The organism is Oerskovia rustica (assembly GCF_014836555.1).
Classification (GTDB): Bacteria; Actinomycetota; Actinomycetes; order Actinomycetales; family Cellulomonadaceae; genus Oerskovia; species Oerskovia rustica.
The window spans coordinates 1-15,236 of the sequence record NZ_JACSQQ010000020.1 but is presented as its reverse complement, the minus strand read 5'-3'; the positions used below and the strand labels follow the sequence as shown (position 1 = coordinate 15,236).

10 protein-coding genes and 1 tRNA gene are annotated in these 15,236 nt (G+C 65.3%); 7 read left to right on the top strand and 4 right to left on the bottom strand.

What is annotated here, in order from left to right; all coding sequences use genetic code 11:
- Positions 1–73 precede the first annotated feature (73 nt).
- Positions 74–811 (bottom strand): fumarylacetoacetate hydrolase family protein, encoded by a 738-nt coding sequence (locus tag H9652_RS12520; RefSeq protein WP_191796550.1) that lies wholly within the window; start codon positions 809–811, stop codon positions 74–76.
- Positions 812–1,096: 285 nt separating this feature from the next.
- Here H9652_RS12520 and H9652_RS12515 point away from each other — a divergent pair.
- Positions 1,097–1,172: transfer RNA gene (locus tag H9652_RS12515), tRNA-Arg, on the top strand.
- Between the two features lie 228 nt (positions 1,173–1,400).
- Positions 1,401–4,823 (top strand): ATP-binding protein, encoded by a 3,423-nt coding sequence (locus H9652_RS12510; protein ID WP_191796549.1) that lies wholly within the window; start codon positions 1,401–1,403, stop codon positions 4,821–4,823.
- Positions 4,824–5,185: 362 nt separating this feature from the next.
- Here the strand turns inward: H9652_RS12510 and H9652_RS12505 are convergent, their stop codons facing one another.
- Both H9652_RS12505 and H9652_RS12500 read right to left on the bottom strand, forming a co-directional pair.
- Positions 5,186–6,220, bottom strand: a complete 1,035-nt coding sequence (locus tag H9652_RS12505; protein ID WP_191796548.1) for a hypothetical protein — start codon at positions 6,218–6,220, stop codon at positions 5,186–5,188.
- 25 nt (positions 6,221–6,245) lie between these two features.
- Complete coding sequence (locus tag H9652_RS12500) at positions 6,246–7,106, bottom strand: hypothetical protein (protein WP_191796547.1); 861 nt, start codon at positions 7,104–7,106, stop codon at positions 6,246–6,248.
- Between the two features lie 388 nt (positions 7,107–7,494).
- Between H9652_RS12500 and H9652_RS12495 the strand changes: the two genes are divergently transcribed.
- The 3 genes from H9652_RS12495 to H9652_RS20445 all read left to right on the top strand — a co-directional run bounded on the left by H9652_RS12495 (position 7,495) and on the right by H9652_RS20445 (position 8,722).
- Positions 7,495–7,809, top strand: a complete 315-nt coding sequence (locus H9652_RS12495; protein ID WP_318244149.1) for a leucine zipper domain-containing protein — start codon at positions 7,495–7,497, stop codon at positions 7,807–7,809.
- Positions 7,810–8,106: 297 nt separating this feature from the next.
- Positions 8,107–8,352 (top strand): hypothetical protein, encoded by a 246-nt coding sequence (locus H9652_RS12490; RefSeq protein WP_191796545.1) that lies wholly within the window; start codon positions 8,107–8,109, stop codon positions 8,350–8,352.
- 37 nt (positions 8,353–8,389) lie between these two features.
- Positions 8,390–8,722: a tyrosine-type recombinase/integrase gene (locus tag H9652_RS20445; protein ID WP_191796544.1), complete on the top strand. Its 333-nt coding sequence runs from the start codon at positions 8,390–8,392 to the stop codon at positions 8,720–8,722.
- Positions 8,723–9,144: 422 nt separating this feature from the next.
- On the opposite strand, the gene H9652_RS12480 is transcribed toward H9652_RS20445, so the two are convergent.
- Complete coding sequence (locus H9652_RS12480) at positions 9,145–13,059, bottom strand: ThuA domain-containing protein (RefSeq protein WP_191796543.1); 3,915 nt, start codon at positions 13,057–13,059, stop codon at positions 9,145–9,147.
- 255 nt (positions 13,060–13,314) lie between these two features.
- On the opposite strand from H9652_RS12480, the gene H9652_RS12475 reads away from it, so the two are divergent.
- Both H9652_RS12475 and H9652_RS12470 read left to right on the top strand, forming a co-directional pair.
- On the top strand, positions 13,315–14,208 hold the full coding sequence (locus H9652_RS12475; RefSeq protein WP_191796542.1) for a sugar phosphate isomerase/epimerase family protein: 894 nt from the start codon (positions 13,315–13,317) through the stop codon (positions 14,206–14,208).
- Positions 14,209–14,298: 90 nt separating this feature from the next.
- Positions 14,299–14,925 carry a TetR/AcrR family transcriptional regulator gene (locus H9652_RS12470; protein ID WP_191796541.1) on the top strand — a complete coding sequence of 209 codons (627 nt, stop codon included), beginning with the start codon at positions 14,299–14,301 and terminating at the stop codon, positions 14,923–14,925.
- The last annotated feature ends 311 nt before the right edge of the window (positions 14,926–15,236 follow it).

Genomic DNA, 15,236 nt, shown 5'->3' with positions numbered 1-15,236 from the left:
CCGGCCCGCATACTTGTCAGAACGAGCGGGTGTGCGGGGTCACGCTGGTTCTGACAAGTGGCCGGCGGTCAGGTCAGACGATCGGGTTCGTGAGCGTCCCGACGCCCTCGATCGTGATGGAGGAGGTCTGACCCGGCACGACGTGCGCCGACGTGCTCGGCGACCCCGTGAGGACCACGTCGCCCGGGCCGAGGGTCAGGTGCGACGTCAGGTAGACGAGCTGTTCGACGACGTCCCACGCGAGACCAGACGTCGACGCCTCGGCCTGCGTGGCGCCGTCGACCTGGACGTCGATCGCGAGGTCGCCCGGGGTCGCGAGGTCCGTCTCGATCCACGGGCCGAGCGGCGTGAAGCCGTCCCCGTTCTTGGACTGCGTGAACTTGTCGTCGAGCGCGCTCTGCTCGTACGCCGTGACGTCGTTGCCCACGGTCCAGCCGAGGATCACGCCGGGGACCTGCTCGGGCGTCAGGTGGCGGGCGGTCCGTCCGATGACGATCGCGAGCTCGCCCTCGACCACGACCTTGCCCGCGGCCGGGTCGAGGCGCACAGGCTCGCCGGGGCCGATCACGGTGCGCGCCGACTTGGTGAACGCCTGCGGCGGGACGAGCCGGTCCGCCGGACCGCTGTTGTGCGCCATGCCGAGCACGACCCGTGGCTCGCACGGAGCGAGGAGGCGCGTGCCGTCGACGGGGTGGGTCTCGCCCGTGCGCTCGAGGACCGGGGCGTGGTGGTCCACGACCACGGCCCACACGTCGCCGTCCTGGACGACGGGGCGAGGGCCGGTGGGGGTGTCGATCCGAGCGAGTCTCACGGTGGGTTCCTCCGTCTGCGGGCGATCGGTCCGCGGGCATTCACCCGCGAGCGTCGGCGCGGTCGTGCCGGCTCCCGTGAGACTACAGGAGGTATGACGTCTGATGAGCGTCAGATGCGGCTGGTGCGACTGACGCTCCGTCGACGCGCCGGACGGCCTCGACGAGGGGCGATCAAGGTGTCCTGCGTCACGAAGTGGCTGGTCAGCCGGTATCGGTTTGAGTATCCAGCGAAACTCGTTGTAGTCTTCTCGACGGCTGCTCAAGAGAAATCGCAGAGCGGCCGGGCGCCCGTAGCTCAACGGATAGAGCATCTGACTACGGATCAGAAGGTTGGGGGTTCGAATCCCTCCGGGCGCACCAGTAGTAGTGGTTCCAAGAACCCCCGCTGACCAGCATGAACGCTGGCTAGCGGGGGTTTCTGGTTGCCTCTGGGGAGGTTGCCATACCTCCCCCGTGGGGAGGTTAGGGGGAGGTTACGGTCCCCAGACCTGACCAACACCGCCCCACCTGTTGCGCTGCGAACGGCAACGTGAGTGGTGCGTAACCTCCCCACGTAACCTCCCTCCCCGGCCTACCTACGGTTGAGCCATGGCAGACGAGCAACGACGACCGGACCGGAGACTCACCTCCGTCCAGCGTCGTCGCCTCCAGGCTCGCCTCCCTCCCGAAGGGCGCAAGCGACGCAACGACGAGCGCAGGAACCCCCGTAAGAGGCTGAAGCGTGCACAGGAAGCACGAGCGCGTGAGAGCCGTGTGACGACCTCTCACGAGGCAGCAGAGCGTGTCAGGGAGGCTGTGGAGCGCCACCGACTGGCACAGGAGAAGAAGCAGGCTCAAGCACGGCTACAGGGCGAGCGAGAGCACCTCGCACAGAAGCGCTTTCTTAGCAGCGCCTACCGCAACGCTCCACGGTGGAGGCTGAAGACCCTCCTGCCAGAAGTCATCGCCTACTCCCACGAGGGTCAGTGGCTCGAATCTGCACCACTCGACGTGAGCCTCCAACCGCTGACCCCTGAAGCCGCTGACAGCATGCGGGCATGGAGCCAGGAGGTCGCCGTTCCTCGCGCTGACCTCCTGGTGAGCCTCTTCCTGCGAACAAGGGAGCAGCAGCGGCGCGACTACGAAGAGCGTGAGCGAGAACGCCTCGACCGATGGACGGCGAGGGAGGAGTCACTCACGAAGCAACGACCCTTTCGTCCTCGCCGGTTCACTCCTGCGAGGGTCGAGAGGCTTGTGGCAGGCGCTCTCGACGGCGCAGTCCGAGAGAGCCAGCACGACACCTTCAAGAGGTCCCGGGGACGCCTGGTTCTCCAGCGGACGACATGGGATCTCACTGCCGCCTGCACGCTGCTCTCCTCGGTCGCATCAGTGCTGGAGAAGCAGGCGCATGCGTACAAGCGTGCCGACCTCGGCGAGGAACTCGCGGAGTACCGGTGGGGGGTCGAGAACCATCTGGCAAGCGTGCACGCAGGAGAGGTTGCTCTAGTTCCACCGAAGTCCGACGAGGAGGACTGGGACGACTGGGGTCTGGACTGTGAGTCCCTCACGCGCCTGATGAGTGATGACTCTTGTGAGGAGAGGAAGCGCTACCTCGAAGAGGCGGCTCGTCGGTACAAGGGTCGGATGCAGTCCTACCAGGAAGCCGTGGATCGACTGGACGAGACGCGTCCGGACCCGCAGGAGATGGCTCGGCCGCGCCGCAACCTCCTTCGAGAGGGAGCAACGACGGCGGAGAGGCGTGCACAGCGAGCGCAACGGCTCTATGAGCGCCGCGGACGTGCTGGTGAGGTGCTGGAGGTCGAGGATGCTGCCGAGGAGGTGGAGAGGTTCCATGCGATGCTCAGCGCCCGACAGCACCCCCACATGATCTGGGATCATCACCCGGCGAGGCAGGTCAGCAGGGTTGACCTGCACTGGTTGAATAGCAAGATGCGCCGCCTCAGTGTCGAAGCCAAAGACGATCTCCTTGAGTCCTTCATCAAGGATGCGCGGTTCGGACTTTCTGAACTGATCCTGAATGCTCTGGACGCTGACAGCGATCACGTTGACGTCGTGGTCGAGGAAGGTGCTGGTGGCGGGATCGATGCCATCTCGGTCGTGGACGACGGCATCGGCATGACGCTAGAAGAGGCTGAGGACGGCTTCAGCGGCATCGGAGGCTCCTGGAAGCGCCGAGCAGAGGCAACCCGAGGTCAGAGGCTCCTACATGGTCACAAGGGTCGTGGTCGCTACGCGGCGTACGGTCTCGGCAACCGTGCGGTCTGGGAGTCGGTCGCAACCCAAGAAGACGGCACGCGCAAGCGGGTCCGGATCGAAGGTACGCGAGGCGACCTCACAGGTTTCGGCTTCGAGGTGGACCCGGAAGATGTCAGTGGAGACACCGGCACCAAGGTGCGCATGACGCTGCCGACAGCGGAGGCGCAGACATGGCTGCTGCGCGAGACGGTCGTGGATCTGCTCACGGCGCAGTTTGCCCTCTACCTCACGCGCTACCCCAAGGTGGAGATCACCTTCTGGAACAAGAAGATCGATCCCAAACGCCTCATCACGGAAACGAATGAGTATGACCTTGGGGAGTTCCAAGGCGAGCCGGTAACTCTCACCGTTCTCGAGTGGAACCGCACTGTGGACCGTCACATCTTCTTCTGTGATGAAGAAGGAATGACGATTGCCGAGGTTCCTTCCCGAATCCACGCAAAGGACCACCAATTCACCGCCTACCTGAAATGGCGAAACTTCAGGGAACTCAAGCACGACTGGATGCTTGCCGAGATGGGAGGCGGCGACGCCGCTCCGGTGCTCGAAGCGGCGAAGGACAAACTAAAGACTCACTTCAAAGAGCGCGATGACGCACTGAAACAGAAAATCATTAAGGACTGGCGCGATGAAAATGTATACCCATTCACGGGGGAGCCGCAGTCCGAGGCTGAGGCAGTCAAGAAAGAAACCTTTGACATCATTGCCGTCGCAGCGTCGAGAATCATCAACGAGTCTAAGCCAAAGGGGAAGAAGCTCGCGCTCACTCTTATTCGCGAAGCGACCGAGAACGACCCAAGCAGCCTCAAGAGGGTGTTGAGAGACGTAATCGGACTTTCGAAGGATGAACTCGCTGAGTTCGACTCCCTGCTTAATCGAACAAGCCTGTCAAATGTGCTTCGAGCGAGCCGGGTCATCGGAGATCGTCTTGACTTCCTCACCCTGCTCGACACGATCATCTACGACAAGGGGCCGAAAAAGGCGACGTTGGAACGCGATCACCTTCACAAGATGCTGGAGCAGGAACCTTGGGTCTTCGGAGAAGAGTGGGGTGTCTCAACCAGCGACCTGAGGCTCAGCCGCGTTCTCCGCGAGCACCTCGAACTCCTGGGTGAAGATGTGAGCGTCGCGGAGGACCCGAACGACCCCGTACTCCTGATCGATGGACGGGATGGACGACCAGACCTGGTGCTGTGGCGCGCAGCGAAGGTCCAGCAGAACCGCTTCGAGCACCTCATGGTTGAACTGAAGCGACCGAGCGTCAAACTCACTCACAAAGAACTTACGCAGATCGAACTGTATGCGAATGCGGTCATGGAGGATCGTCGCTTCAATAAGGACTCGACGCGCTGGGAGTTCTTCCTGATCGGCGATGAGATTGATTCGTTCGTTGAAGGTCGACGGACGCAGCAGAACATGCCGAAGGGTGCTATTCAGCACACGAAGGAGTGCACCATCTGGGTGAAACTCTGGAGTGAGATTCTCCAGGATGCGAATCATCGCCACAAATTTGTGGAGGAGAATCTTAACTGGCAAGCGTCTAATGACCGCAGTGTGGAGCGGATGCGCGAGAAGTACTCCGCGATGCTCCCTGACGTGCCGTTGAGCGACGCGGAACGCGATGCCACGACGACGCCTGACGCCACGGAAACCGATGGAGAAGCGGCGTCAGCTGGAGCGTCAACGGCTATCCCTGCCGTGCTCACGAGCGCTGGAGATCAGGACAAAGACGGAGACGCGGAAGCAACCGCCTGAGCGGTGACCACGACCACCTCCACGCTGCGACCATGTTCGCGCTGGAGGCATGTCATCAGCGCCCTCTTCAGGTAGGCATCGAGGCTCGCCAGGTACGCCTCGCACTCAACGACCCGAGTCTCTGATGCACTAAGTGCTCACCCAGGGGTTCTTCGTCATCGTGTCTCGTGCGCTCTTGCGGTGTTGTTCTTCCATCTCTCCTCCCTCAGCCATCAAGGCATAAGGGTCGCTCCGCCTCTACAGCGAGTGACCGAAGAGGTGGCATGGGGGTTTGCAGGAGCTCGCGCTCTTTGCGCCAGGAGGCGTCGCGAGGGACGTTTCAGAGTGTCTACAGATGTAGACACGAGGGAAGGTGTGAAAGTTCAGTCTTCCGAGTGTGGGTTCTGAGGCTTCTTGTATGCGCCTGGAGCCACAAGGCGGTCCGCACCGTTCTGGAACCCTTTCACGATGCTCACGATGACGAGAAGAGTGCTGATCAAAGCGAATGCTGGAGGGTAGGACATGATCATTGCGGTACTCACCACAACGCCACCACCCCCTGATACCCATGCGACCCTGCGACGAAACTGCGGGTCGTCGGAGAGGTCTGGACGAAGAGCGATGAGGAGTTGCACGAGTGCTTTGCTCGCTGCCATCTCATCAGGTGTTGGTGGGAGATCTGGGTCGTAGTCCTCATCGACTTCGCGTGCTACCTGGTTCGCGACCTCTTCGAACTGCTCCTCGTCGAGTTCCTCGTCAGTGCTGGTGAGACGGGAGGCGACGTCTGCTGCCAGTCTCAGCGCCGGTGTCATCTCTTCGAGTGCGCTCGTGTCTGCGATGGGGTCTGCCACCAACTGCTGGATCACACGTGCGGACGCAGCGTCTGCGGTCCTGGACCCCTGGGTGGCGAGCGCACCAACGATGGATGCTGCGCGGTAGCCGGGAAACAGGTCCCTCATCATCTCGCGATGACGCTCTCGGAAGATGTCGAGGAAGCCGGTGATGCCGCTGACTTGGACGGCTGAGTTCACGGTGACGAGTGATGGCAGCAGAGTGTCGATCATCCCTTGCATGCTCGGCAGCACGCTGCGATGCCACTGCGCCATCTCCGGAACGAGGTCACGCTGGATGGCGGTGATAGAGGGGAGGAGTTCCTTCTGCCAGGTCTGCATGTCCGGGATCATCGAGCGCTGGATGTCGTTGACCACCTTGCCGATTCCGAGCATGTCACCGGTGTCGATCCTGGCGAAGTTCATGAGCGGAGTGCCTGTGACATCCCGCATTGTTCGAGGCGGTCGGAAATGCGCTACCTCGCGGGAGGTCTCAGGCTCGCCCTCGGCAGCGCTCGTCTCCTCGACCTCTTCGTACCGCTCGTCGTCAGATGAGCCCGCACGCTCGCTGCTGCCGTCTGTGGTCATGGAAGCAGCGTAGCGAGCCGGAGCATCAGTCCTGCTCTTCGGAGTCGCGGCGTTGTTTGGGTGCGCTGAATTTGTGCATCGCTCCGGAGATGAGGCTTCCCAGACCGAACATCTCCAGGTAGACCCGCATCACGACGAACAGGTCCGGTTGGAAGTAGTACAGGTAGCCGTAGAAGACCACACTGCTCGCGCCCGCATAACGCGAGATCTTCCGGCTGAGGTCAGGGTCTCCAGTGAGATCAGGTCGCAGTGCGGACAGGAGTTCCATCAGCGCTTGGCGTGATGACAGTTCCTCTTCGGTAGCAGGGGACGCCAGGTCGGAGTCAGGCTCAACGTCGAGCAGCGCTGCCTCGACCGCCTCTTCGAAGCGGTTGTCGTCCTCGACATCTTCCAAGCGCGCGAACACCTCACGGAGCGTCACAGCAGACGGAAGGTGGGAGAGTGCCTGAGAGGCGAGGCTTGGGATGTCAGCAGAGCGAGCCTGCTCTGGGATGTGGCGTAGGTCAGGGAAAGGCTTGCCGGACCCACGGAGTTTCTTCATGAACGCCTCGTACTCACGGCGAGACTCGGCAAGACCTGCTTCGAGGATGGCGACGGGACCCACGCCCCTGAGCAATTCCAGCGTCTGCTTGCTGGTGGCAGCGAACACGTCTTCGAGGTGCTTGGTATCCCCCGTCAGCCGCGCGTCGTAGGCGGCGTTGACGATGGCTCCGGTCTCTGCCTGGATGACCGGATCGAGGCTGAGAGCGAGCGCTCCGGCTCTACCGATCTGCCGCCAGGTGTCGTCACTCCACTGCGGTGTTGCTCTGGTCGCGAGATCGATCTGGCGGAGCGACTGCTTCAGGCTGCGGTCGCGCTTGTTGACTGTCTCGTCGTAGAGGCGCATGGCTCTATCCGCCTCCTGGAAGACAGATCTCGGCACCCTCGTCGGGTACGGCACGTACCTACGCAGGTCGCCATCCCCACGAGGTCGCGTGGTTGCTGGCGAGCGGGTCGCCGTGTTGTCGTCTGAAGGCTCCTCCTCATCGGCAGGAGTGCCATGCGTTTCTTCCATGCCAATGACGTTACAGAGCGGACATAGGGGTGCACCAGCATAGGACTCGTGCATCTTTTTCGGCGATACGTAGGCACGACTGATGCATCAGTCGTCTTCAGAACGTGACGCATAGGCGCTAGTTGTACCCGGCCGTGAGGTTGGTGCCAGTTCCGGTTGTCGAAGGGAGGGCCTCCGGGCTTAGTGGAGATGTCGAAGTCTTCACAACCCGGAGGTCCTCGTGTCCCACGCTAATGCCCGTCTGACCGTTCGCGGCAGGATGTTGATCGTCGAGCGCCGCAGGGATGGTTGGAAGCAGGCCCACATTGCTGCGGCGATGGGCGTCTCACGCAAGACAGTGCGGCACTGGCTGCACTGGCTGCACCGGTTCGCGACCGAGGCCGAGACCGGCTTGGCTGACCGGTCCTCGCGTCCGCGCCACAGTCCGACCAGGACGAGCGCCGAGACAGAGGCCAGGGTCATGGCCCAGCGCTGGACCACGAGACCTGTAGGTCAGCTCGCTCGACTGCAATGCGGCTCCAGTGCTGCACGGTGAGGGTCTCGCCAGTCTCGTCCTGCTCCAGGCGCTGACGCAGCCACGCAGGGTCCTGGAGCGCTCGTTCGAGTGCGAGGTTCCCCAACCCGCTGTGAGGCGCTCTACCGGACACGTAGACGGCGATCCGACCTCGAACTCCCATTTTCTGCGTTCTCCCGCTCGACCGACGTAAACAAGTTGTCCTGCCTGCTGGAAGAGGTAGACCCCAGGTGTGGTTGGAGCAGTGCGCACGAGTACGACGCCATCAACCAGCGGTCACGTCCTGCCAAGATCGAGGTCCGTAGGCACCTGGATCGCGTGACGTACGAGCACGGGTGCACGACGACCCCCGAGCGCGACGACGAGGGTAAGCCGGTCTTCCCTTGCGGCAAGAAGCAGGGTCGTTACTGTCCGGACCGGAAGAACGGCGGTCTCATCCTGCTGCCAGGCGCGAAGAGAGGACCCGAGAAGACCCGGACGCTGACCATTCCGAACCTCTTCAAACCGGTGATCATCGCTCACCGTGAGGCGCAGAAGGCCGGAACTGAAGGTGTCTTGAGATGAGGATCTCTATGACCCTCTGGACCCGTCCCATGAGGGTTTGGTCTTCACTACTCTGCCTCGTGGTCGCGCACTGTCTCCAGAGCAGGACCAGGACTGGTGGGAGTCGATCCAGGAGCAGTTGAGTCTCTCGCGGCGCTACCGAGTCCACGACTGTCGACACACTGCGCTCACGCGCATGGTGGCATCAGCAACCGATCTACGTACGGTCCAGGAGTTCGCTGGACACGCCTCCGTGACGACGACTGCGCTCTACGTTCACCCGGACCTGAGCATGACGGACCGTGCTCTCACAGCGACCATGGCGGCTCTCGCACCTTGGAGGACTCCGACGAGTCTGACCACGAGGGTGACGATGACTGAGCCTGTGTAGTCAGGAGCGGCATCAGAAGGTCTAGAAGGGTGGTGTGGTGCGACTAGGCAGGGGAGGTCATGGGGAGGTTAGCGCTCCAGAAACCTCCCCTAGAGAGCAATATCTGGCAACATCCTCCATAGAGCCGAAGGTCTCGCGCTAGGTCTCTGACCTGCGAAAACGTATCATCCGGCGAGGATTCGCTCGTCTCGTCCATGGGGTCCGCTTCCAACTACGGATCAGAAGGTTGGGGGTTCGAGTCCCTCCGGGCGCACAGTACGCGAAGGCCAGGAACCGCAAGGTTCCTGGCCTTCGTGCTTTTCCGATGGGGTGTCGAGCCCGGGGCCGGGGGCGCCGTCCGACAGAAGGACGACGCCGACCCCGGGCTCGCGAGGAGCCCCGAGCGCCTCAGGAGAGGTGGGCGCGTGGAGCCCCGAGGGCGGTCAGCTGCATCCGGCCGCCTCGTAGCCGGTCACGATCTCCGTGGAGATCGGACCGGATCCTGTGTCGCCCGTCGCGGTCACGGTGACCTCGCCGGCCGGGATGTCGACGGCCCGGGTCGCGAAGGACTGCTGGGCGGACTTGCCCGGTGCCACGCCCGCGAAGGTCTTGCGACCGTGCGGGGTCTCGACGACGACGTCCACCGGGACGTCCTCGCCGTTGGTGGCGCGGACCGTGAGCGTCGTGCGGCCCGCGACACACTTGGGAGCGACCGTCACGGCGACGTCGAGCACGGGCTGCTCGACGTCGGGCTCGTCGAGGAAGATGCCGCCGATCACGGCGTTCGGCCCGGTCACCTTGTCGGCCTTGACCCGGACCGAGGACTCGATCCGGTACGTGAGCCACACGCCCGCGGCGTTGTCCGAGACCGAGAACGCCGGGTAGAGGACCGAACCGTCGGCACGCAGCACCTGGAGGTTCTGCGTCCTCGCCGTGTCGTGGCTGTTGACGTAGACCGACAGGTCGTAGACCGAGCCCTCGGGGACCGTGACGTCGACCGCCGCCCCGGCGCCGAACCAGGTCGACGCACGACGCGCGGCGCCGTCGGGCGGGACCTGGAGCGCCGACCGCTTGGTGGTGCTCTGCTCCCACGTCCAGGCCTGCGTACCCGTCACCGGAACGACCGTGACGCCCTGGGGGAGCTGCGTCCCGACCTGAGGGATCGAGTAGCCCGCCGTCCCGTACTTCCCGATCCAGCTCCCCTGGGTCGAGGTGTCCTGGCGAGGCGTGCCCTCGGGCGGTACGCCGACCCCGGACCCGACGGCCTCGAAGACGTCGAGCGTCATCGACCAGTTGACCCCGGGGTTCGAGCGGAACACGAGGTAGACGTCGTGCGTCCCCGCGGGGGCGGTGACCGGCGTCGGGTCCGTCTCCTTGAACGTGAACCACCCGCCCGTGCTGTTCACGGGTGTCGTGGCTACGAGCTGACCTGTCGGCGACCCGAGGCGCATCTCGATCCGGCCGCCGCCCTCCGGACCGGCCGACACGCGGTAGCGCACGGCGTCGATCCCCTGGAAGTTCATGTCCTCGTAGCGCAGCCAGTCGTTGTCCTGGATGTCGCCCACGTACTGGCCGAGCTCGGCGGCCGCGTTGTTCTCGACCGCGACTCCCTTGGCCTCGTCCCAGTAGTGCGCCTGGAAGCGCGTCGGGCGGTACACGTTGGTCGCGCTCGTCGTGATCGGCTGGACGCCCGCGGCGCCCCCCTTGTCGGTGTAGCGCGCGTCGATGACCCAGAACGCGTCGGCCTCGAGGTGCCCCTCGTCGAGGATGGTCGACGCCTCGCCCTCGCACGCGTTGACGGGCAGGGTGGGGTGCGCGTGCTCGTCGTGGCCCAGGGCCGGCTGCACCGTGACGTCCTGGCAGTCGATCTGGCCGTCCTCGGCGTCGGTCACCTCGACCTTCCACGGCAGGACGTCGTTCCAGCGGAAGAAGCTGCCGTTCGGCGGAGCCGTGATCGCCACGACCGGGCTCGTGTTGCCCACGACGATCGGCACCGTGGCGGTGCCCGTCTTGGCGGACTCGGTCCGCTCCGTGACGGTCAGGCGCGCCTCGAAGTTCCCGTTGGTCGTGTAGACGTGCGTCGGGTTCTGCTCGGTCGAGGTGCTGCCGTCGCCGAAGTCCCACGCGAAGTCGAGGTCGTCGCCGTCCCGGTCGACGGTGCCCTCGCTCGAGAACGTCACGCTCAGCGGGGCGAGGCCCGTCGTGACGTCGGCCGCGGCCTTGGCCGTGGGTGCCCTGCCGTCGGCGGCGTAGTCGACGCGGTACAGACCCGAGTTCGGGTTGTCGCGACCGAAGCCGCCTCCCCACTCGAGGAGGTACAGCGCGCCGTCGGGCCCGAACTGCAGGTCGAGCGGCGAGAGGAACTGCTGGTTGGACAGCACCGGGTTGATCGCGAGGAGCGAGCCGTCCGCGGCGAGCGGGAACTCCTTGATGAAGTTGCGCCCCCACTCGAAGAACAGCGGCGTGCCACTGAAGTACTCGGGCCACTTGCGGTCCGAGTCGAGCGCCTCGTCGAAGTGGTAGACCGGTCCGGCCATGGGCGCACCCGCGCCGCTGCCGAGCTGCGGGAACTCCGCGGACGCGCCGTACGAGTAGTAGACCTCCGCGGGGATCGACGGCGGGAGCTCGGTCAGGCCGGTGTTGTTCGGGGACGTGTTGACCGGGTTGGCGCAGTCGAACTTCGCACCCGACGTGTTCGTCACGAAGTCGAAGTCGTTGTACGCGATGTTGTTGGCGTGGCAGTACGGCCAGCCGTAGTTGCCCGGGGCCTTGATGGACTGCCACTCGACGTAGCCCGCGGGGCCGCGGTTCGGGTTGGCGCTGCCGGCGTCGGGCCCGTAGTCGGCGAGGTAGACCGTGCCGTCGACGTCGACCGTGAAGCGGAACGGGTTGCGGAAGCCCATCGCATAGATCTCGGGACGGGTCTTGTCCGCGGTGTCCTGGGCCTCGGGGAAGAGGTTGCCCTCGGGGACCGAGTAGGTACCGTCCGGCTCGGGCGTGATGCGCAGGAGCTTGCCGCGCAGGTCGTTGCTGTTGGCCGACGTGCCCTGGGCGTCGAAGTGCGCGCGGCCCGGACGCTCGTCGATCGGGGTGTAGCCCGAGGACTCGAACGGCACGACGTCGTCGCCGACCGACAGCCACAGGTTTCCCTGGCCGTCGAAGCGCAGGGTGCCGCCCGTGTGCCCGATCTCCTTGTCGTCGCGCCCGGCCGGGATCTCCAGCATCACGACCTCGGTGTCGAGCTGCATGGTGTTGCCCTCCATGGTGAAGCGGGAGAGCCGGTTGACCGAACCTGCGGCCTGGGGCGAGTAGTACAGGTACACCCAGTTGTTCTGGGCGAACTGCGGGTCGAGCGCCAGGCCGAGCATGCCGTCCTCACCGCCCCCGTACACGGGGATCGTCGCGGCCGTCACGGTGCTCTGGAGCTCCGGGTCGTAGATGCGCACCTGCCCGCGGACGAGCTCGGTGAAGAAGACGCGGCCGTCGCCGGCCACCGCGATGCCCCACGGAGCCGAGGTGTTGGTGTCGAGCGGGACCTTGTCGAAGTCGTCCCACACCGTGCCGCCGCAGTCACCGGCCTCGACGCCGGCCGCGTAGCGGATGCCGCCCAGCGCGTGCTTGCGGACGTTCTCCTCGCTGTACGAGGACTTGGAGTGCCCGACCGAGGTCACCCACGTCCGGCCGCCCTCGTAGTCCGCGCACCACGTGACCGGGTGGTCGACCATGCGTCCGGGGGTCGACGTCGGGACGCTCGTCGGGTCGAGCTGGGCGAGCACGTGCTTGTCGCCACGGACCGACTTGGTGAAGCCGTACCACTCCTCGTTGCGCTCCCACCGCTCGGGCAGGTCGGCGGTCGAGGGGTGGTCGCGGTCCACGACCGCCATCTCGCCCGTGGTGCCTGCGGCGGAGTGAGCGGTGAACTCGGTCCCGATGAGCGAGCGGTAGAACGGGAAGCCCGGTTCCATGTCGAGCGGGTTGTGCATCGCGACGACGCCGCCACCCCCGCGCACGTACTTCTCGAAGGCCTTCTCCTCGGCCGCGTCCCAGACGTCACCGGAGGCCTGAGCCAGGACGATCACGTCGAAGTCCGCGAGCCCCTCGTCGGTGAAGAGTGCCGAGTCGGTCGCCTGGACGACCTCGAACCCGCCCGCCGCCGCGAGCTCGTCCCACATGGCCTTGGCCTCGGGGACCGAGTCGTGCACGAACCCGGCGGTCTCCGAGAAGATCAGCGCCCGGAACTCGGGCGCGTCCGGGTGCTCGTGCCCCTCGTGGGCGGTGGCCGGTGCTGTCAGTACGCCTGCCAGTCCTGTGGACAGTGCCAGGCAGGCCGCTATCGCGGCCCCTCTTCGCGTTCTCATCCGTGCTCCCTCGTGTCCGCTTCGTTGCGTCGGGCCCCTGCGATCTGTTCGTCCGTCGATCTGGCGACTTTTGATTGATGGTCGTCAGAACGTGATCGTGATGCTAGTGTCGGCGTCACCACTTTGCAATACTGGTCGGTATGGTGAGTGCGTGCAGGGCTGCACAGCGTGACGGGATCTCAACGATGACGGCCCAGATTTGCCGGCATAGATGCTGCACCGACCAGTACGTTCCTACCCAGACGGAGGAGTCTCATGCCGCAGATCGGGATCGGTTTCCACACCGACGCCTTCAACTCCAGCCACAAGTCGTTCGAGCAGGCCCTGGCCTGGGCGCAGGAGAACGACGTCCACTACATCGAGCCGGGCGTGATCGAGGGGGCCTGCTGGATCCACGGGCTCGGCTACTTCCCGCACGTCTCGCTCCTCGAGGACCCTGCGCTCCTCCGGAAGAAGATGGCGACCTACGGGGTCGAGTTCTCCCAGATCGACGCCGCCTACCCGCTCTCAGGGCGGGACGGGCTCACGGTCGGCGTGCCCTACGTCCAGAAGGCCATCGCCTGGGCCGCCCTCGCCGGCTCGCCCCGGGTTGCGACGACCGACGGCCTCCACAAGCCCGAAGGGCTCGAGGACCGCGAGGCCCTCGACCTCATGAAGCGCAGCTACGGCGAGATCATCCGCGTCGCCGAGGCCCACGAGATCGTCGTGACCATCGAGGTCCACGGCTACTTCACGACCCGGGCCGACTGGCTCGCCGAGATGCTCGCGTTCTGCGGCGACTCCCCGTGGCTGCGCCTCAACCTCGACACAGGGAACACCTTCATCGCGGGCAACGACCCGGTCGAGTTCGCGGACCGCTTCCTCGACAAGATCGACCACGTGCACATCAAGGACGTCTCGCAGTCGCTCGCCGACTCCGTGCGGGGCGGGGCCACGGGCATCGCCATCAGCCACGTCGCCGCGGGGGACGGGGTGAACGCCGAGAACATCCGCCAGATCCTCGCGAAGCTCAGTGCCGACGGGTTCAACGGCGTGCTCAGCATCGAGTGCGAGGGCCAGGGCGGCCCCATGCTGGCCGACTCGCTGTCCTGGCTGCGCAAGGAGGTCGCCGCGGCCGGCTTCACCGAGCGCGTGCCCGCGTTCGCCTGATCCCGGCCGTGCGTCGGCAGGCGCGCGACCGGATCGCCCGGTGTCCATCACATCAGTACCAGCCAGTATGGAAGGAGGTAGGGTGGCGTCATGCCGACGTCCTCGCCCACTGTTGCCAAGCCCGACGAGCTCGCGCTCGCAGCGTTCACGCTGTTCTCGACGCGAGGCATCGCCGGGGTCAACATGGACGCGATCGCGGCGGGCGCCGGGGTGACGAAGGGCAGCCTGTACTGGCACTACTCCTCGAAGAAGGAGGTCGTGCTGGCCGCGTGCGGTGTCTACTACCGCCAGTGGCGTGAAGCGATGGCCGCCGCGACCGGGCAGGCGACGAGTGCGTACGCCAAGGTCGAGGCCGCCGTGGAGTACTCGGTCCGCAGCTGTCTGCTGGACGACGCGAACCGGGTCTTCACGATGGAGATCGTCGCGCAGGCGCTCTACGACCAGGACGTCCGGGCGAGCTGGGCCGGCTTCCTGGACGAGGCGGAGCGGTACTTCCTGGGCCTGACCCACCGGGCGGTCGGGGCCGGGGAGCTCGAGTGCGACGACGTGGACGGCGCGGTCAGCGTGATGTTCTCCGCGATGGAGGGCACCAAGCAGATCTCGTTGTTCCGGCCGCAGTCCTGCGCGCCGGAGAGCGAGCTCCGGATCAGGGCTCAGCTCCTGTCGCTCCTCGGGGCGCCCGTCCCGGGGCGTCCCGCGAGGGCCTCGACGGTCTAGCGCGAAGCCCGCAGGTGCTGGCGACAGGACCTGCACGCCTCTCCCGGACGGCCTCGGTGCCGAGCCCGTCGACCGGGAGATCGAAGAACACCCGCGAACACTCCGTTCGACGCGGCATGCCCGCTTCCTGCCGGGCGGCCTGCCGCTGCAGTCAGCACCCGTCCAGCACCATCGTCCAGCGCATCCGTCAGACGACGACGTCTCGATCATCAGGAGCAGGAAATGCGTACTTCCCGAGTTCTCTTGGCAGGGGCCGCGACCGCGGCACTGCTGTTCACCGCTGCGTGCAGCACCGACGTGCCCGAGGCCCC